The organism is Roseateles sp. P5_E1, from assembly GCF_054049335.1.
On sequence record NZ_JBFUMN010000013.1, the window covers coordinates 71,181 to 85,752 of the forward strand.

Sequence of the window (14,572 nt, forward strand, 5' to 3'; positions counted from 1 at the left end):
GGTCGGGCGAGTGGGTTGCCGTGGCTACATTCGGCGCGCATTGTGGGTCACGGTAGTGGCAGGCGCCCTGCGTAGCCGGTCAACTCCAGGTAGCCGGCGCCGAGTGGCCGTTTTTCGCGGTCGAACAACTGGGCGACACCTTCCCAATAGACGAGGCCGCTGCTGTTTCGCGCGTCGATCTCCTGGGCGTCGAAGTACGTGCTCAGCAGCATGTCGCCAGCTGGGCTCTTCAGCCGCCATTCGACCGGGTAGCGCGCGCCCGTGGCGGGGCTGGTCCAGTGTCGCAGCGGCGTCATCTCGACCTCCTGGGGCGTGAAGCTGCGGTCGGGCTGGCCGGGGCTGCGCAGGCTGCCGCCGGCCCAGTCCCGGCTGCCGTCCTTGCGGCGCAGCTGGAAGAGGGTCAGCGCGCGTCCATCATCGAGGTTGATGCCCAGCCAGTCCCAACCTTGCGCCTGGCCCAGCAGGCTGTCGCTCCATTCATGGTCCAGCCAGGCGCGGCCGGTGAGGCGCTGGCGTTGGCCGTCCAGGGTCAGTATGGCCTCGGTGGCGAGTTGGGGGCGCGAGTAGTAGCGGCTGAACTGCGCGGGATCGGGCCCCTTGCGGGACAGGCCGGCCTCGCCCTGCAGCAGTGGCGCGTCGGGCGTGGACAGGTTCAGCGCCAGCGCGAAGCCCGGGCCGTTGAAGGCGGCGCGATAGCCGTCGCCGCTGCGCTTGAGCGTCCAGTCGCGCAGCTTGACGTCGCTGTCACCCTCCATGGCCTGCACCGCGCCGGGCAGGCCGCGCAGCAACCGTTGGCTGTGGCGTTGCTTCTTCGCACCCAGGTCGGACAAGGCGACATGGCCGAGCAGCAACTGCCTGGCCGCGAGTCCGCTGGGATGGTCGGCCGCTGCCGGGCCGGGCAGGCGGAAGAAGGTCAGCTGGTAGCCGAAGCGCGGCGGTGCGCTCTTGCTGTCGCCGAGCAGGCCCGTCAAATACCACCACTCGATGCCCTGGGCCGGGTGGGCGCCGAAGTCGTGCGGGAAGTTGAGGGCGGCGCGCGCGGGCAGTGGCAGGGCGGCGAGCAACAGGGCGCGGCGCTTCATGCGTCCTCCCTCACGGCGCGCACGGCGTCAGCGCCGAGGGCGCGCCGGCCGGCCAGCAGCGAAGCGCCGACCGCCGCCGCGAAGGCCAGGCCGACCAGGGCTGCTAGGCGCGCAACCGGCAAATGCATCTCCATGCTCCAGTGAAAGCTTTGCGGGTTGACGACGTAGACGAGCACCACGCTCAGGCCCAGGCCCAGCGCCAGCCCGGCCAGCGCGCCCGCGCCGCCCGACAGGCTTGCCTCGATGAGCAGCAGCCGCTGCAACTGGCGCCTGGACAGGCCGAGATGGCGCAGCAGGCCGAACTCGCGTTTGCGCGCCAGGGCCTGAGCCGATTGGCTGGCGATGACGCCGAACAGACCCACGGCCAGGGCCACGGCCTGCAGCCACACGGTGATGGCAAAGCTGCGGTCGAAGATCTTCAGCGACAGCGCGCGCAGCTCGCCCGCCGCGGCCATTTCGACGTTGTCGCCGCCGAGCTGGCGAACCGCGGTGCGCGCCGATTCCAGCGACCGGCCCGGTGCCAGCCAGAGTGCCAGCTCGGCCGTGCTGGTGTCGCCACTGGCGCGGCGGTAGTCGTCCAGCGCCATCCACAGCGCGGTGTTCTGGCGTGAATAGTCACGCCAGACGCCGCGCACCTGCAGCTTCAGCGCGCGGCCGCCGTCGACCAGCTCGCCCTGGAAGACATGGCCCGGCTTCAGCCCGTCGCGGTCCCGCGCGGCCTCGTTGACCCAGACCGCCAGAGTGCCCTCCGCGGCTGCGCCCGTCCAGCGTTCGACGAGAGGCAGGCCACCGGCCCGGATGTCGCGCGCAGTCAGGGCCACGGTTTCGCCGCTGGACGCCAGCCGCAGCCGGGCCGTGAGCTGGGGCGAGGTGCGGGCGACTTCGGGCAGGCGCGACAACGCCGTCAGCAGGGGTGGCGGCAGCGGTGTGGGAATGCCGTTGGCGCCCCGCAGCGCACTGCGCACGTAGAGGTCGGCCGGCAGGGCCTGGTCCAGCCAGCGCATMAGGGATTCACGGAAGCTGCCGATCATGACCGTCATGGCCACGGCCAGGGCCAGGGCAACCAGGACGCCGGCCAGCGACCGGCGCGCTTCGGTCGCCTGGTCGCGGCTGCGTTCGCGGGCCAGCAGCAGCAGGGCGCCTGCCGGCAGGCGCGAGAGCAGCGCCGTCATCAGCTGCACCAGGGCGGGCACCAGGGCCAGGCCGCCCATCAGCAGAAAGAACATGGCCGCATAAGCAGCGACCGGTGTGTCACCCCAGACGGGCGGCAGCCAGGCCAGCGACGCCCCCACAGCCAGCAGCGCCAGGCCGGCCCAGGCGGGCAAGGTGCGCGCCGCCGGCAGGCCCAGGCCCTTGAGCACGAGCGCGGGCGCGATGCGGCGCACCGTCAGTGCGGGTGCCAGCGCCGCGACCAGGGTGGCCGCCAGCCCCAGTGCCGCGTAGACCAGGGCCGGCAGCAGCAGTGGCTGGTTGAACAGCAGTTCGGCCGATGAATCGGTGGCGCCGTGCAAGCCCAGGTCGCTGCCCATCAGCTTCAGCGCCCCCGCGGCCAGGCCGACGCCCAGGGCCAGCCCCAGCGCCGTGCCCGCGAGGCCGATGACCAGGCCTTCGGCCAGGATCAACCGCCAGCGCATGCGCGCCGATACGCCGAGCAAGCCCACCAGCGCCCATTGCGCCAGGCGCTGGGCCGTGGCCAGGGACAGCACGGCATAGACGAGGAAGCTGCCGGTGAACAGGGCCATCAGGGCCAGCAGGCCGAGGTTGACGCGGTAGGAGCGCGTCATGTCGGACAGCCGGGCGCCGGTATCGGCCGGCGGCGTGGCCAGCCAGCGCGCGGGCAGGCGGGCGGTCCAGGCCGTGGCGTCCACGCCGGGCGCGAGTTGCACGTCGATGCGGTCCAGGCTGCCCACGCGGCCGAACAGGGCTTGCGCATCGGCGATGTCCAGCACGCCCAGCGGCGTGTTGTCGGCGGCGACGCGCCCGCCGATCGCCAACTCGATGTCGCGCGGCGTGCCTTCACCTGGCAGGCGCAGCGCCAGCTGGGTGGCGCCGCCAGGCAGCAGCTTGCGGGCAGCAGCGTTCAGGTGGACGACATGGGGGCTCAGCAGCGCCGCCGGCCCGCCTTCGACCTGGGGCGTCAGTTCAGCCGCCAGCGGACGGCCGGCAGCGGCCGAGGCCAGCAGCGCCAGTGGGTCCAGGCCGATGAGGCGGATGGACAGGCCCCGCCCACCTGGGCCGACCTGGCCCGGCCACAGCGCCATGGCCTCGACGACGGGGTTGGCGGCGGCGACTTCGGGGCGGTTCAGCAGATCGACGAGGTCGGCATCGGTCAGCGGGCCGGCGCGGGCCGTCAGCACCAGATCGGGCTGGCCGTTGACGCCGCGCGCCGCACGCGCGAATTCGGCCAGGGCGGCGCCATTGAGCAGATGTACGCCGAAGGCCAGGGCCACGCCCAGCATGACGGCGATGACGGCCAAAAGGACGCGGCCGGGCTGGTCCCGCCAGGCGGGCCAGGTGAAATGGCGCCAAAGGGTCATGCGCTATGCAGCCCGCTGGCATCCAGCCGAAGCCTGCGGTGTGCCGCCTCGGCCGCACGCTCGGAATGCGTTACCAGCAGGCAGGCCGCACCGGCTTCCTGCGTGCAGCGGCGCAGCAGGGCCAGCACTTCGCCGGCATGGCGCGGGTCGAGGTTGCCAGTGGGTTCATCGGCCAGCACGAGGCGAGGGCGGTGCACCAGGGCCCGCGCGATCGCCACGCGCTGCAACTGCCCGCCCGACAGCTGCCTGGGCATGCGGGCCGCCAGAGGCGCCAGTTCCACTGCCGTCAGCATCTGCCGCACCCGTTCGTCATCGCGCTGGCCCAGCAGGCGCAGCGGCAGGGCCACGTTGTCGGCCACGTTCAGGTGCGGCAGCAGATGGAAGGCCTGGAAGATGAACCCCAGCTCGCGGCGCCGCAGCGCCGAGCGGGCCTCGTCGTCCAGCGCCCGCAGGTCCTGGCCCACCAGCGTGATGGTGCCGGCGTCGGCCTCGTCCAGCCCGGCCAGGCAGTTCAGCAACGTGGACTTGCCGCTGCCGGACTCGCCGAGCAGGGCGACGATCTCGCCGGCGTCCAGGTCCAGATCCACATCGGAAAACACGGCCACCTCGCCGTAGGACTTCGCCAGGCGGCGCGCACTCAGAAGACTCATGGACCGGATTCTGGGTCCTCGCGCGCGGCGCCGGCCCGCGGGGGAATCAAGCGAGCAACCTCTGCAAGCCGACCAGCAGCTCGGGGATGGGTTGGGGGCCGTCGCAAGCGATGACGCGGCGCTGCGGCATGCTGCGCAGCCAGGTGATCTGGCGCTTGGCCAACTGGCGCGTGGCGGCAATGCCGCGCTCGCGCAGGTCGGAGAAGTTGTTGGCGTCCAGCGCTTCCCAGGCCTGGCGGTAGCCGACGCAACGCATCGATGGCAAGGCCAGGCTCAGGTCGCCACGGGCCCGCAAGCTCTTGACCTCGTCGACCAGCCCTTGGGCCAACATGACGTCGAAACGCTGCGCCAGGCGCTCGTGCAGCCAAGCGCGGTCGCTGGGCTCCAGCGAGAACAGCGGCCAGTCCACGCCTTCGTCGCGTGACGCGGCATGCAGCGCGCTCAGGGGCTGGCCGGTCAGGCGGATGACTTCCAGCGCGCGCTGGATTCGCTGGCTGTCGTTGGGTGCCAAGCGGGCGCCCGTTTCAGGGTCGAGCTTGGCCAGCTCCGCATGCATCGCTGGCCAGCCGCGCTCGGCCGCCTCGGCGTCGATGGCGGCACGCAGGTCGGCGTCGGCCTGGGGCAGCGTCGACAGGCCATCGAACAGCGCCTTGAAGTACAGCATCGTGCCGCCCACCAGCAGCGGCAGCTTGCCACGCGCGCTGATCTCCGCAGCAAGCCGTTTGGCGTCGCGCACGAACTCGGCGGCCGAATAGCTCTCGGTCGGGTCAAGGATGTCGATGAGATGGTGCGGCACCGCGGCCTGCTCAGCGGCCGTGGGTTTGGCCGTGCCGATGTCCATGCCGCGGTAGACCAGGGCCGAGTCGACACTGATGATCTCAACGGGCAGCACCTCGGCAATCGCCAGGGCCGCCGCCGTCTTGCCGCAGCCGGTCGGGCCGGCCAGGCAGATCGGTGTATTCAGAACTTCTCCCATGGCGCGAGATAGCGCCACTGCCCAACCGGCAGGTGCCCGAGCGGAATGCGGCCGATGCGCACGCGCTTCAGGCCGACGACCTTGAGGCCGACCAGTTCGCACATGCGGCGGATCTGGCGCTTCTTGCCCTCGCGCAGCACAAAGCGCAGCTGGTGCTCGTTCTGCCAGCTGACCTTGGCGGGCTTGAGTTCTTCGCCATCCAGCTCCAGGCCATGGTTCAGCAGGGCGAGTTTGTTGTTCGACAGCGCCGCGTTGGGCAGCGTGCCCTCTGGCACGGCTTCAGCACCGGGCAGGCCGACGAACTCGACACGCACGAGGTACTCCTTCTCGACGTCGGAGTCGTCGCCGATCAGCACCCGGGCGATGCGGCCGTCCTGCGTCAGCACGAGCAGGCCGGTGGAGTCGATGTCCAGCCGCCCGGCGGGAGCCAGGTTGCGGTGGTGGCCGGCGTTGGGCTTGATGCCGGAGGCGTCTTCCGCCCAGCGGTTCTCGGGCTGGAACAGCACGACGGCCGGCTCGTAGCCGTCTTCGGCCTGGCCCGAGACGTAACCGATGGGCTTGTGCAGCAGCACGGTGACAAGCTGGGCCTGTTGGTTGCGGGCGGCGGGGTCGATGTCGATCTGCACGTCGGGGCCGACTCGCTGGCCCAGCACGGCGACCTTGCCATTGACGCGCACCCAGCCGGCGGCAATCCAGTCGTCGGCCTCGCGGCGCGACGCAAGCTTGAGCTCGCCCATGCGCTTGGACAGGCGCTCGCCGTCTTCAGGAGCGACCTCGCGGGCCGGGTTGCGGCGTTGCTGAGGGCGTTGTGGCGGCTCGAAGTTGGGGCCGCGGTTGGCCACACGGCGTTGGTCGACGCGCGGCGGGCGGTCGGCAGGAGGGCCTTCGTCCGGTCGCGCGCGAGGGGCGCGTTCTGGGCGCTGCGGTGCGTCGCCGCGGTATTGCGGCGGGCGCTCGTCTGGCCGTGCACGCGGGCCGCGCTCTGGGCGCGGCGGCGCATCGCCACGCGGCTGCTGCTGCCAGTCAGACTTGAAGCCCGTCGGCTTCGGGCGAGCCGGCCGCTCGTCGCGAGACGGTGCGGGCCGTTCGGCGCGCTGCGCTTGCGACTTCTGGAACTGCTCCTCGCGCTCGGCCCGGTCGGCTTGCGCCTTGGCAAGCGTCGTGCGGGGCTTGGAGACGCCCTTGCCGCGCACCGGCGCGCGCTTCTCGCCCTCGGCGTTGCGAGTCTTGGCAGCAGGCTTGGGCTTGCCCTTGAGGGTGATGGTGGCCATCGTTTTCTTTCAGCGTCCGCGCAGGAAAAGGGCGTCCAGCTCGCGCATGTCGAGCTGGCGCCAGGTGGGGCGGCCGTGGTTGCATTGGTCGGCGCGTTCGGTGGCTTCCATGTCGCGCAGCAGCGCGTTCATTTCGTCCAGCGTCAATTGCCGGTTGGCGCGCACGGCGCCGTGGCAGGCCATGGTGGCGAGGATTTCATGCTGTGCGCGTTCGAGCACCGAGCTGGCGTCGAACTGGGCCATCTCGGCGAGCAGCTCGCGGGTCAGCGCGACGAGGTCGGAGGCCGCGAGCAGGGCGGGGCGGGAGCGCACGGCCAAAGTGCGGGCGGACAGCGGGGCGACATCCAGGCCGAGCTTTGACAGCGTGTCGGCATGCTGCTCGGCGGCGGCAACCTCCTCGGCCGTAGCGGCGAAGCTGACCGGGATCAGCAGCGGCTGGCTTTCGATCTGGGTCGCGCCGAGCCTGGCCTTGAGCCGCTCATAGACGACGCGCTCATGGGCCGCGTGCATGTCGACGATGACCAGGCCTTGCTTGTTCTCGGCCAGGACGTAGACGCCCTGGATCTGCGCGATGGCGCGGCCCAGCGGCCAGTCCTCGTCCGGCAACTTCATCTTCAAGCTGATCGTCGGCGCGGCTGTCGCAGGTGCGGGCTCAGGAGCTTCACCAGGGGCCCACAAGGCCTCGTGCTGGACCAGGGACAGCCTGACCTGCTCGGCCGTCGGCGGCACGGGCGGCACATAGGACTGGTAGGCCGGGCGCGGCTCCGAGACGAAGAGCGTGGCCGGCATCGTCGGCTCGAAGCCAAGCGGCGCCATGGCCGATTCGACGCCGGCGGCGTCCGCACGCGACTGGGCCAGCGCGTCGATGAAGGCGCGGCGCACGGATTGATGGATGGCACGGCCGTCGCGAAAGCGCACCTCGATCTTGGTCGGGTGCACGTTCACATCCACCAGTTCGGGCGCGATCTCGATGAAGAGCACATAGCTGGGCTGGCGCTGGCCGTGCAGCACGTCCTCGTAGGCCGAGCGCACGGCGTGGCTGATGAGCTTGTCGCGCACATGGCGGCCATTGACCCAGACGTATTGCTGGTCGGCCCGCGAGCGCGCCGCCTCGGGCAGGCCGGCGCGGCCGGTCAGGGCCAGAGGGCCGAAGCTGTGCTCGAAGGGGCGGCTCTCGGTGACAAAGTCTGCGCCCAGCGCATCGGCAATGCGCTGCTCGCTGGACGCGGCGCGCCATTGGTCGACGAGCTTGCCTTCGTGCCAGATCGCAAAGCCGACGTCGGGACGCGCCAGCGCATGGCGGCGCACGGCTTCAACGCAATGGGCCAGCTCGGTGGCGTCGGTCTTGAGGAACTTGCGGCGGGCGGGGGTGGCGAAAAACAGCTCGCGCACCTCGACGCTGGTGCCGCGCGCACGGGCGGCCGGCTGCAGCTCGCCACTGCGGGCGTCCAGCCGGTGGGCGTGAGCGTCGGCGGCCGTGCGGCTGGCAATGGCCATGTCGGAGACCGACGAGATGGCGGCCAGGGCCTCGCCGCGGAATCCCATCGTCGCGACGGATTCCAGGTCACTCAGGCTGGCGATCTTGCTCGTTGCATGGCGCTTGAGCGCCAAGGGCAACTGGTTGACAGGGATGCCGCAGCCGTCGTCCTCGACGACGATGGCCCGCACGCCGCCGGCCATCAGCTTGACCTGGATGTTCTTCGCGCCGGCGTCCAGCGCGTTGTCCACCAGCTCGCGCACCACCGAGGCCGGGCGCTCGACGACCTCGCCGGCGGCGATCTGGCTGATCAGCTCATCGGGCAGTTCGCGGATGGCGCGTGGGGCAGGGAGGTCGGGCAGGGGCAAATCCATCGACCGGATTATCGGCGCCGTCCGGCTGTCACGTCCGGGCCGGGATAATCGCTGCCCATGGATTTCCTTCCCTTCCTCATCGACTTCGTCCTGCACGTCGACCAGCACCTGGCCAACTTCGTCGCGAGTTACGGCGCCTGGGTGTATGCGCTGCTCTTTCTGATCATCTTCATCGAGACCGGCGTGGTCGTCATGCCCTTCCTGCCGGGGGATTCCCTGCTCTTTGTCGTCGGCGCCATGTGTGGCGTCGGGCTGATGGACCTGGGCCTGTCCATGGCGCTGCTGACGGCGGCGGCCATCCTCGGCAACCAGAGCAACTACAGCATCGGCCGGCATTTCGGCCCGCGCGTCTTCCAGTGGGAGGACTCGCGCTTCTTCAACAAGGCCGCCTTCGAGAAGGCCCATGCCTTCTACGAGAAGTACGGCGGCATCACCCTCGTTGCGGCTCGCTTCATGCCCTTTTTGCGTACTTTCGCCCCGTTTGTGGCCGGCGTGGCGCAGATGACGCGGCGCAAGTTCACGCTGTATGACGTGGGCGGCGGCGTGCTGTGGGTCTGCGGTGTCACGCTGATCGGCTATGTCTTCGGCAATGTGCCCTGGGTCAAGACCAACCTGGACAAGATCATCTGGGCCATGATTCTCATACCCGGCCTGGTCATCATCGCCGGCGGCCTGAAGGCCAGGTTCAAGCGCCAGCCGGGCTGACTCGGCACGGCCAACTCAGCCCGGCACTGACTTTCGGAGCCGCGCCCAAGGCGCACTAGAGTCGCGGGTTTTCGTCTGATCGGAGATCCCGATGACCCTGACCCGTATCGCCATGGCTTTGGCCTGTGCCTGGATGACCTCCGGCGCGGCCTTGGCGGCCGAACCGACGCTCATGCTGCGTCAGCCCGCCGTCTCCAAGGACCACCTGGCCTTCGTCTATGCCGGCGATCTCTGGCTGGCTGACCGCAGTGGCGGCAATGCCCGGCGCCTGACCAGCCATGCGGCTGCCGAGTTCGCGCCGCGCTTCTCGCCGGACGGCAGGAGCATCGCCTTCTCGGCCAGCTATGACGGCAATACCGACGTCTACGTCATCGGCCTGGACGGCAGCGCGCCCAAGCGCCTGACCTGGCACCCGACGGCTGACGTCGTCAGCGGCTGGAGCCCTGATGGCAAGCGCGTGCTGTTCGCCTCGCCGCGCGAGGTGCTGAACAACCGCAGCAACCAGCTCTACGAGGTCAGCGTGGAAGGCGGCTACGAGAAGCAGGTCATGAAGGCCGTGGCCTTCGAGGGCGCCTGGTCGGCCGACGGCAAGCAGCTGGCCTACCGCCCCTACAACGCCGCCTATGCCGGCATGAGCGGCTGGCGCCAGAGCCGCGGTGGCTCGACGCCACCGGTGTGGGTCATGGATGTCGCCAGCCAGAAGTGGCAGCAGATTCCCCACGTCAATGCGACCGACTCCGCACCGGTCTGGGCCGGCAGCGAGGTCGTTTTCATCTCCGACCGTGCCGACGGCGCGGCTAATCTCTTCGCTTTCAACCCGGCGACCCAATCGCTGCGCCAACTGACCCGCGAGACGCAATGGGACGTGCGCAGCGTCGACGCCGTCGGCACGACCCTGGTCTACGAGTCCGGTGGCCGCATCAAGCAGATTGAACTGGCAGGCGGCACGCCGCGTGTGCTCGACATCCAGCTCACCAGCATCGCGCCCCAGGCGCGGCCGCAGTGGAAGGATGCTGGCAAGACGCTGACCCATGCTCAGCTGTCCAGCACCGGCAAGCGCGCTGTCGTCAGCGCCCGCGGCGAGGTATTCACGGTGCCGGTCAAGGACGGCAGCGTGCGCAACCTGACCGAGACCGCCGGCGTGCGCGAGAAGGACGCGCTGTGGAGCGCCGACGGCCAGCGCGTGGCTTATCTGTCCGACGCCCCGGGCATGCGCCATGAGCTGGTGTTGCAGAACCAGACCGGCCTGGGTGCGAAGGAGCGTTTCCTGCTGCCCAAGGAGGGTTATTTCGCGCTGATGGACTGGTCCCCTGACGGCAATCAGTTCGTGCTGCAGGACAACCACCTCAACCTCTATCGGCTGAGCCTGGTGCCCGGCCCGCAGCGCGGCCAGCTCGTCAGGGTCGCCACCGACGTGCGCCGCTTCGGCGCCGACGGCTATGCCGTGTCCTTCTCGCCGGACAGCCGCTGGCTGGCCTACACGACCTCGGGCGAGAACTATTTCAGCCGCATCGTGCTGCACGAGCTGGCGACCGGCCGCAACCATGCCGTCACCGACGGCCTGGCCCATGCCGGCAACCCGACCTTCTCGGCCAAGGGCGACTACCTGTATTTCACGGCGTCCATCAACTCCGGCCCGAGCCAGGTCGGCCTGGACCTGTCCACGCAGGAGCGCCCGCGCCGTGCCGGCCTCTACGCCGTGGTGCTCGCGGCCGACGGCAAGTCGCCGCTGGCGCCCAAGGCGGGTGACGAGGATGGCAAGAAGGACGACAAGAAGGACGAGAGCAAGGACGACAAAAAGGAAGAAAAGAAGGACGACAAAAAGGACGACAAGAAGGCTGACGCCAAGAAGGACGAGAAGCCCAAGGCCGAGCCGGTCAAGCCGATCAAGGTCGACCTCGATGGCCTGGCCGATCGCGTCGTGGCCCTGCCGGTGGCCGAGCGCAATTACGACAACCTGGCAGTCGCCTCGGACGGCGCGCTCTTCTATCTGCAGCGCCCGCAACCCGGCGCCAGCAACGAGCCGCCGCAGGCCGAGCGTCGCGCGACGGCCGAGCTGTGGCGCTTCGACTTCGAGGAGCGCAAGCCCAAACTGCTGCGCACCGGCATTGCCGAGTTCTCGCTGAGCGAAGACCACAAGAAGCTGCTGCTGACCGTGGCCGGCGGCAAGCTGGAGGTGGGCGATGCCAATGACAAGGGCGACAGCAAGCCGCTGGACCTGTCGGGCCTGCGTGCCCGCATCGACCCCAGGGCCGAGTGGAAGCAGATCTTCGACGAGGCCTGGTGGATGGAGAGGGAGTTCTTCTACGACCCCGCCATGCATGGGTTGAACTGGCAGGCCGTCTATGACCGCTATCTGCCGCAACTGGCCCATGTGCAGCGCCGCGAGGACCTGAACGACCTGCTCGTGCAGATGATCGGCGAGTTGCAGGTCGGCCACAACCGTGCCGGCGGTGGTGACGTGCATCAGGAGGCGCCCGTCGCCGTCGGCCTGCTGGGCGCGGACTTCGTCGTCGAGCAAGGTCGCTACAAGGTCGCCAGGCTCTACGCCGGCGACCGCCTCAGCCCCAATCTGCGCTCGCCGCTGACGGTGGCCGGCCTGGGTGTGAAGGAAGGGGACTTCATCCTCGCCATCAACGGCCATGAGCTGATGGAGCCGACCAACATCTATTCGCTGCTGGAAAACACCGTCGGCAAGCAGGTCGTCATTGCCATCGCTCGGGACGCCGCCGGCAAGGGTCGCCGCGAGATCACCGTCGAGCCCATTGCCAACGAGAGCCTGCTGCGCCGCTGGGCCTGGATTGACGGCAACCGCAGGAAGGTGGAGCAAAAGAGCGGCGGCAAGATCGCCTACGTCTACATGCCCGACACTGCGGGCCAGGGCTTCGAGCACTTCAACCGCATGTTTTTCGCGCAGATCGACAAGCAGGCGCTGATCGTCGACGACCGCCGCAATGGCGGTGGGCAAGCGGCGAACTACGTGACGGAGCTGTTGTCGCGGCCTTACCTGGGCAGCTGGAAGGACCGTGACGGCCTGGTCTTCGACACGCCGGGCGGTGCCATCTACGGCCCCAAGGCCATGCTGATCGACCAGGACGCCGGTTCGGGTGGCGACTTCATGCCCTATGCCTTCAAGCGCGTGGGCCTGGGGCCGCTGATCGGCAAGCGCACCTGGGGCGGCCTGATCGGCATCTCGGCCAACCCGCCGCTGGCCGATGGCGGCTTCCTGACCGTGCCCTTCTTTCGTTTCTACACACCGGATGGCGAATGGCGCATCGAGAACGAGGGCGTGTCGCCAGACATCGACGTCGAGCTCGACCCGGCGGCCGTCAACCGTGGCGATGACACGCAGCTGGATGCGGCGATTGCCGATGTGCTGAAGCGCCTGGAGGCTTGGAAGCCGATCCAGCGCAAGGCGGCGCCGAGCGCCGCAACCTTGGGCCGCTGATGAAAGCCTGGGCGGCCCTGTCCCTGCGGGGCCGCCTGTTCCTGCTGGCGCTGCTGCCGCTGCTGGCCTCCCTCGCGCTGATCGCGCTGGCCGTGCGCCAGCAGGAAAGCGAGCTGGCGGCGCGCGAGCATGCGCTGGTGCGCGCCAGCTATATGGACGCGCGGCGCACCGAGCTCAAGCATTACGTCGACCTGGCGGTCAGCACCATCCAGCCCTTGCTCGGCCAGCCGGGCGGGCCCGAGAGGGCGCTGGCCATCCTGTCCTCGCTGGACTACGGCCGCGACGGCTATTTCTTCGTCTATTCGCTGGACGGCCACGTGCTGATGCATTCGCGCCAGCCCGAGCTGATCGGGCAAAACCTCTGGGAGATGCGCGACCCCAAGGGCCGGCCCACCATCCAGCAGCTCATCAATCAGGCCAAGGCCGGCGGCGGCTATGTCGAATACCTGTGGCGCAAGCCGTCCAGCAGCCTGCTGGCGCCCAAGCTGGGCTATGTCGTCACCGTGCCGCAGTGGAACTGGATGCTGGGCACGGGCCTGTATCTGGACGGCATTGAAGCCACGATGGCCGAACTGGAGCGCGGCGCGCGCCAGAACATCACGGCCACCATGCTGTGGGTGGGCGCTGTCGCCGTCTTCGGCGTCGCGCTGATCAGCGCCGGTGCGCTGGCCCTGAACCTGAGCGAGCACCGCAGCGCCGAGGCCAAGCTGCGTGCCCTGGCCCGCCAGGTCGTGCAGAGCCAGGAGGATGAGCGCGCACGGCTGGCGCGCGAGCTGCATGACGGCGTCAGCCAGGCGCTGGTGGCCACCAAGCTGCTGATCGAGTCCGCCCAGCACGAACCCGAGGGCGCTGCGCGGCTGCAGGAGCTGGCCTTGAAGCGCCTGAACAGCACGCTGGCCGAGGTGCGCCACCTGTCCCACGCACTGCGGCCGGCGCTGCTGGACACCCTCGGCCTGCCTGCGGCACTGCAGCATCTGGCGGGCGAGTTCGACGCTGCCGGTGGCACGCATTTCTCGGCGGCGGTCGAGGGTGAGGAGGTGGGCTTGCCCGAGGCCGTGAACACGGCCCTGTTCCGCATTGCCCAGGAAGCGCTGAACAATGCGGCCCGGCATGCCCACGCGACGACGGTGAGCGTGCTGCTGCGTTTCGAGCGCGACGGTGGCCTGGCGCTGGAAATCAACGATGACGGCCAGGGCTTCGACGCCGACGCCGCCCAGGCCGCAGCCGACCGGGGACTGGGCCTGCGCAGCATGCGCGAACGGGCGGCCGCCCTCGGTGCCCGCCTGAGTCTCTTCGCTTCGCCCGGCATGGGCAGTCGCCTCACAGTCAAACTAGCGGCTTCCGACCTGGCTCGCGCTGCTGCATGACCCCGACACCCATCCGTATCCTGCTCGTCGATGACCACCCGATGGTGCGTGAGGGCCTGGTCGCGCGCCTGGCCGCCGTGCCGCGCTTCGAGATCGTCGGTGAGGCCGGCGGGCGGGCCGAGGCCCTGGAGCAATTGGCGCGCACGGCGCCCGACGTCGTGCTGATGGATGTGGGCTTGAAGGACGGCAACGGCATCACGCTGGGCGCCGAGATGCTGGCCGCCCAGCCGTCCATCAGGCTGCTGATGTTCAGCATGTATGACAACCCCGAATACGTGCAACGTGCGCTGACCGCCGGTGCCCGCGGCTACGTGCTCAAGGATGCGCCGGCGACCGAGATCGTGTCGGCGATCGATGCGGTGGCCGCGGGCGGCACCTTCCTGAGCGCTGCAGTCTCAGGCCGGCTATTCCGCGGCCAGGCCCCCAAGCCGGTGCTGACGCCGCGCGAAAGCGAGATCCTCAGCCTGCTGGGGCAAGGCGCGTCGAGCAAGCAGATTGCCCGCGACCTGGACCTGTCGGTGCGCACCGTCGAGGCCCACCGCCAGAGCATCAAGCGCAAGCTGGAGCTGGACGGGCAGGCGGAGCTGATCCGGTATGCGGTCGAACATGCGAGAGAAGCCGGATTGAAATGACTCGCGCGTTCGCGCAAGAGCGGCCCGGAAAAGGGACTTGATCCCCCTAGATT

The 14,572-nt window shown here is 69.5% G+C and carries 10 protein-coding genes; 4 read left to right on the plus strand and 6 right to left on the minus strand.

Annotated features, from left to right (window positions below):
* Nucleotides 1–47 precede the first annotated feature (47 nt).
* From ACXJKJ_RS13625 to mutL, 6 genes are read right to left on the minus strand one after another with little or no spacing between them, the layout of a single operon-like run.
* Entirely contained in the window at nucleotides 48–1,082 is a 1,035-nt protein-coding gene (locus ACXJKJ_RS13625; RefSeq protein WP_056201570.1) for a lipocalin-like domain-containing protein, read from the minus strand.
* Nucleotides 1,079–3,619: an FtsX-like permease family protein gene (locus tag ACXJKJ_RS13630; protein WP_457390480.1), complete on the minus strand. Its 2,541-nt coding sequence runs from the start codon at nucleotides 3,617–3,619 to the stop codon at nucleotides 1,079–1,081. The genes ACXJKJ_RS13625 and ACXJKJ_RS13630 overlap by 4 nt, the downstream gene beginning before the upstream one ends.
* On the minus strand, nucleotides 3,616–4,269 hold the full coding sequence (locus ACXJKJ_RS13635; RefSeq protein ID WP_056201577.1) for an ABC transporter ATP-binding protein: 654 nt from the start codon (nucleotides 4,267–4,269) through the stop codon (nucleotides 3,616–3,618). The genes ACXJKJ_RS13630 and ACXJKJ_RS13635 overlap by 4 nt, the downstream gene beginning before the upstream one ends.
* A gap of 46 nt (nucleotides 4,270–4,315) precedes the next feature.
* A complete protein-coding gene (gene miaA / locus ACXJKJ_RS13640) occupies nucleotides 4,316–5,245 on the minus strand; it encodes a tRNA (adenosine(37)-N6)-dimethylallyltransferase MiaA (protein WP_457390481.1) in 930 nt (309 codons plus the stop codon).
* Nucleotides 5,230–6,516 (minus strand): pseudouridine synthase, encoded by a 1,287-nt coding sequence (locus tag ACXJKJ_RS13645; RefSeq protein ID WP_457390482.1) that lies wholly within the window; start codon nucleotides 6,514–6,516, stop codon nucleotides 5,230–5,232. The genes miaA and ACXJKJ_RS13645 overlap by 16 nt, the downstream gene beginning before the upstream one ends.
* Before the next feature lie 9 nt (nucleotides 6,517–6,525).
* Nucleotides 6,526–8,367, minus strand: coding sequence for a DNA mismatch repair endonuclease MutL (gene mutL, locus ACXJKJ_RS13650; protein WP_457390483.1), 1,842 nt, complete (start codon nucleotides 8,365–8,367; stop codon nucleotides 6,526–6,528).
* Between the two features lie 57 nt (nucleotides 8,368–8,424).
* On the opposite strand from mutL, the gene ACXJKJ_RS13655 reads away from it, so the two are divergent.
* From ACXJKJ_RS13655 to ACXJKJ_RS13670, 4 genes are all read left to right on the plus strand, one after another.
* Nucleotides 8,425–9,072: a DedA family protein gene (locus ACXJKJ_RS13655; RefSeq protein WP_457390484.1), complete on the plus strand. Its 648-nt coding sequence runs from the start codon at nucleotides 8,425–8,427 to the stop codon at nucleotides 9,070–9,072.
* Nucleotides 9,073–9,163: 91 nt separating this feature from the next.
* Nucleotides 9,164–12,520, plus strand: a complete 3,357-nt coding sequence (locus ACXJKJ_RS13660; protein ID WP_457390485.1) for a S41 family peptidase — start codon at nucleotides 9,164–9,166, stop codon at nucleotides 12,518–12,520.
* Entirely contained in the window at nucleotides 12,466–13,887 is a 1,422-nt protein-coding gene (locus tag ACXJKJ_RS13665) for a cache domain-containing protein (protein ID WP_457390486.1), read from the plus strand. The genes ACXJKJ_RS13660 and ACXJKJ_RS13665 overlap by 55 nt, the downstream gene beginning before the upstream one ends.
* Nucleotides 13,884–14,519, plus strand: coding sequence for a response regulator (locus ACXJKJ_RS13670; protein ID WP_457353072.1), 636 nt, complete (start codon nucleotides 13,884–13,886; stop codon nucleotides 14,517–14,519). Before ACXJKJ_RS13665 ends, ACXJKJ_RS13670 begins: the two co-directional genes overlap by 4 nt.
* The last annotated feature ends 53 nt before the right edge of the window (nucleotides 14,520–14,572 follow it).

Excerpts from the sequence above, each read along its gene's own strand:
- ACXJKJ_RS13645 (WP_457390482.1), bottom strand. The coding sequence starts at position 6,516 with ATGGCCACCATCACCCTCAAGGGCAAGCCCAAGCCTGCTGCCAAGACT.
- ACXJKJ_RS13625 (WP_056201570.1), bottom strand. The coding sequence starts at position 1,082 with ATGAAGCGCCGCGCCCTGTTGCTCGCCGCCCTGCCACTGCCCGCGCGC.
- miaA (WP_457390481.1), bottom strand. The coding sequence starts at position 5,245 with ATGGGAGAAGTTCTGAATACACCGATCTGCCTGGCCGGCCCGACCGGC.
- ACXJKJ_RS13660 (WP_457390485.1), top strand. The coding sequence starts at position 9,164 with ATGACCCTGACCCGTATCGCCATGGCTTTGGCCTGTGCCTGGATGACC.
- mutL (WP_457390483.1), bottom strand. The coding sequence starts at position 8,367 with ATGGATTTGCCCCTGCCCGACCTCCCTGCCCCACGCGCCATCCGCGAA.
- ACXJKJ_RS13635 (WP_056201577.1), bottom strand. The coding sequence starts at position 4,269 with ATGAGTCTTCTGAGTGCGCGCCGCCTGGCGAAGTCCTACGGCGAGGTG.
- ACXJKJ_RS13670 (WP_457353072.1), top strand. The coding sequence starts at position 13,884 with ATGACCCCGACACCCATCCGTATCCTGCTCGTCGATGACCACCCGATG.
- ACXJKJ_RS13655 (WP_457390484.1), top strand. The coding sequence starts at position 8,425 with ATGGATTTCCTTCCCTTCCTCATCGACTTCGTCCTGCACGTCGACCAG.